This window comes from Mucilaginibacter sp. (genome assembly GCF_039207105.1).
GTDB lineage: Bacteria > Bacteroidota > Bacteroidia > Sphingobacteriales > Sphingobacteriaceae > Mucilaginibacter.
In genome coordinates, this window is sequence record NZ_JBCECK010000267.1 from 532 (window position 1) to 4,014 (window position 3,483).

The 3,483-nt window shown below is 40.2% G+C and carries 3 protein-coding genes; 2 read left to right on the forward strand and 1 reads right to left on the reverse strand.

From position 1 onward, the window contains the following. A partial coding sequence (gene rsmA / locus AAGC65_RS25305; RefSeq protein WP_343115241.1) for a 16S rRNA (adenine(1518)-N(6)/adenine(1519)-N(6))-dimethyltransferase RsmA occupies window positions 1-659 on the reverse strand: 659 nt, incomplete at its 3' end. 229 nt (window positions 660-888) lie between these two features. Here rsmA and pdxA point away from each other — a divergent pair. Then, a complete protein-coding gene (gene pdxA / locus AAGC65_RS25310) occupies window positions 889-1,944 on the forward strand; it encodes a 4-hydroxythreonine-4-phosphate dehydrogenase PdxA (RefSeq protein ID WP_343115242.1) in 1,056 nt (351 codons plus the stop codon). An 83-nt stretch (window positions 1,945-2,027) separates the two neighbouring features. Next, a complete protein-coding gene (locus AAGC65_RS25315; protein WP_343115243.1) occupies window positions 2,028-3,212 on the forward strand; it encodes a DUF5009 domain-containing protein in 1,185 nt (394 codons plus the stop codon). The last annotated feature ends 271 nt before the right edge of the window (window positions 3,213-3,483 follow it).

The window sequence follows — 3,483 nt, forward strand, 5'->3', positions numbered from 1 at the left end:
GCATTGCGCAGGGTTTTGCGCCTTTGGTTAAAACCTGCCTTTACTATCTGCCAAAACAGCTTTTCATCACAATTTAATGCTTCTGAATTGTTACGGGTAAGCCTGATCACTGCCGATAACACTTTTGGCGGAGGGTTAAAAACACCGGCTTTAACTGTAAATAAATACTCTACCTTATAATAAGCTTGTAAAAACACACTCAGTATACCATACTCTTTGCTACCGGGTTTGGCCGAGCAGCGTTCGGCTACTTCTTTTTGAAACATGCCTACTACCTCAACCACCTGTTGACGGTTATCCAGTATCTTAAAAAGTATTTGTGATGATATGTTATACGGGAAGTTGCCAATGATAGCGAATGGACTATCAAACACACCTGAAAAATCCATCTCCAAAAAGTCGGCATTAATGAGGCGCTTACCCAGCTGAGGGTATTTTTTTTGCAGAAACTGGAAGGATTCTTCATCAATATCTATCAATGAGGTTTCATATTCTGTTTTCTGAAGTAAAAAATCAGATAGCACCCCCATGCCCGGCCCAACCTCAAGTACATGGTTATACCTGCCCTCGGGTTTCAGGCTATCCACAATTTTAGCGGCAATGTTTTTATCAGTAAGAAAGTGTTGCCCTAAGTGTTTTTTTGCCCTAACCAATGTCATTATTAATCAAATATATGAGCAAATTAAGGCATATTTGTTCTTTATTCGGGAACTATAAGCTTAAAATCTTTTATTTGCAGTAAAAAATCAGGCAAAAGCTAAAAGTCGAAAGGTAAAAGGTATCACCTTAACCACAGAATATATTAGTAAAACGAATACAGATCATTGTTAATAAAATCACTTTAATCGGTGTAATCATTAACTGATCGGTGTAATCATAAATAATAAAATGAGCGAAAAAATTAAAGTTGGTATAAGCATTGGTGACGTAAATGGTATTGGTTTAGAGATAATTTTAAAAACCCTGGCCGATAACCATATTTATGATTATTGCACACCTATTGTTTATGGCCATACTAAAGTAGCATCATTTCATCGCCGTGCTACCAGCATTAACGAGCTTAACTTTCACGTTATCGGCGATGCGTCGCAGGCTCAGCATAAAAAACCCAACATGATCAATTGCTGGGAAGAGGATGTAAAAATTGAACCAGGCTCGGTAACCGAAGCAGGCGGCAAATACGCGTTCCTTTCTTTAGAACGCGCCACCCTTGATTTAAAAGAAGGCCATATTGATGCGCTGATAACCGCTCCTATCAACAAAGACAACATTCAAAACGACCAGTTTAAATTCCCGGGCCATACCGAGTATTTACAGGAACGCGATGGCGCTCCCGAATCATTAATGTTTTTGGTGAGCGATACCCTTAGGGTTGGTGTAGTTACCGGTCATATCCCGATCTCGAAAGTTGCCGAAAGCATCACCCTTGAAAAAATAGTAACCAAGCTTAAGTTAATGAACCATAGCTTGCAAAACGATTTCTGGATACGCAAGCCTAAAATAGCGGTGCTTGGCCTGAACCCACATGCCAGCGACAACGGCCTGATAGGCAGCGAAGAGAAAGAAACTATCATACCGGCCATTGAAGAGGCCCGCAACAATGATATACTGGCCTTTGGCCCATACCCTGCCGATGGCTTTTTTGCTAACGGTACTTATTTACAGTTTGATGCGGTGCTGGCTATGTATCATGACCAGGGTCTTATCCCTTTTAAACAGATAGCATTTGAATCGGGTGTTAACTTTACGGCAGGCCTTAGCTTTGTACGCACCTCACCAGATCATGGCACCGCATATGACATTGCCGGTAAAAACCAGGCATCAGAAATATCATTCCGCGAAGCCTTGTTTACTGCCATACACATTGTAAAACATCGCCGCGAAACGTTGGAGCTTAATGAAAACCCATTGGTATTTACCAAGTTAAGCCGCGACCGCGACTAAATATATTATCTGTAATAATAATGTTTCAATTTAATTAGCGTTAGATTAAAACATTTGCGCAGATAATTGCATTTAGAAGTTTAATGAATGATTTTTTTAGTCGTGTCCGCTCCATAGATGCTTTTCGTGCTGTAACGATGTTCCTGATGATATTTGTTAATGACCTTGACGGCATTCCAAATACTCCCAACTGGCTTAAACACGCAGGCGAAAACGTTGATGCTTTAGGACTTGCCGATACGATATTCCCGGCATTTTTATTTATAGTAGGCTTATCCATTCCGTTCGCCTTTCAAAACAGGTTAAAAAGCGGCAATTATAAATTGCTATCACGTATAGTAAGCCGCTCGTTCGCGCTCATTTTTATTGGCTTTTACCACGCCAATATGGAAACCTACAACGAGGTTACCTCCATTTTACCCAAACCTGTTTGGGAAAGCCTGGTAACTTTTAGCTTTTTCTTTATATTTTTAGATTACAGCAAAGACACCTCCAATTTAAAACGCTACCTGTTGCAGGGTTTTGGCGTAGCGCTGCTCATAGCCATGTCTGTACTGTATAAAACCAGCGACCCGGGGCATACCTGGCTGCACTTTACCTGGTGGGGCATACTGGGCCTCATTGGCTGGTCGTACCTGGTTTGCGCGCTCATCTATTACTACTCAAGCGGGCATTTATGGATACAGGCCACCGCCTGGATATTTTTCATGTTTTTCAATATCGATTTCCACTTCGGTTTTCTCGATTTTTTAAGCGGATTGCAAAAATATGTGTGGATTGCCGGTAACGGTGCCATGCAGGCCTTTACTATGGCAGGCGTGTTTGTTTCGGTATTATATATGCGCCTGAAGGTAAATAACGAGCTAAAACTACTGTGGGCCGCCCTCATACTCATAGCCATTATTATGTTTAATATGGGCTTTATTGTACGCTATTTTAGCGGCGGCATTTCCAAAGCGCGTGATACCCCTTCATGGGTACTTATATGTACAGGTATTAGCCTTATAACATATGCCATATTTATTTTTGTGGTTGATTTTAAGCACAAATACAGCTGGTTCAAGATCATTGAGCCTGCCGGTACCAATACATTTACCTGCTATATTGTGCCGTTCTTGTTTTACCCTATGTATGAGATGAGCAATCTTGGCTATCCTGAATACCTGAGCCAGGGCACGGGCGGACTTATTAAATGTATCATATTTGCCTTTGTAATGGTTTGGCTAACAGGCCTGCTTGATAAAATAAATATCAGGCTGAAGATTTAATCAGAGTGAAACCTTTTTTAGATTTAGCAATCTACAGACACTCTTTTGCTTATTAACACCTGTTCAATTAAAACATCAAAAACTAAATGACCATTACTGTATTTGGTATATATTTGCGTGCTGGTTATTTGAAACTGAATATTCAGAGTTTAGTGTTAATGCTTAGCGCTTAATTCTTAGCGTTTTGCATTTTTAAAAAAACACTTTTCAATTGTAGTATTTTTCCATACATTTGCGGGCTAATTGTTGCTCATTGAAATCGCTTAAAAAA

Excerpts from the sequence above, each read along its gene's own strand:
- AAGC65_RS25315 (WP_343115243.1), top strand. The coding sequence starts at position 2,028 with ATGAATGATTTTTTTAGTCGTGTCCGCTCCATAGATGCTTTTCGTGCT.
- pdxA (WP_343115242.1), top strand. The coding sequence starts at position 889 with ATGAGCGAAAAAATTAAAGTTGGTATAAGCATTGGTGACGTAAATGGT.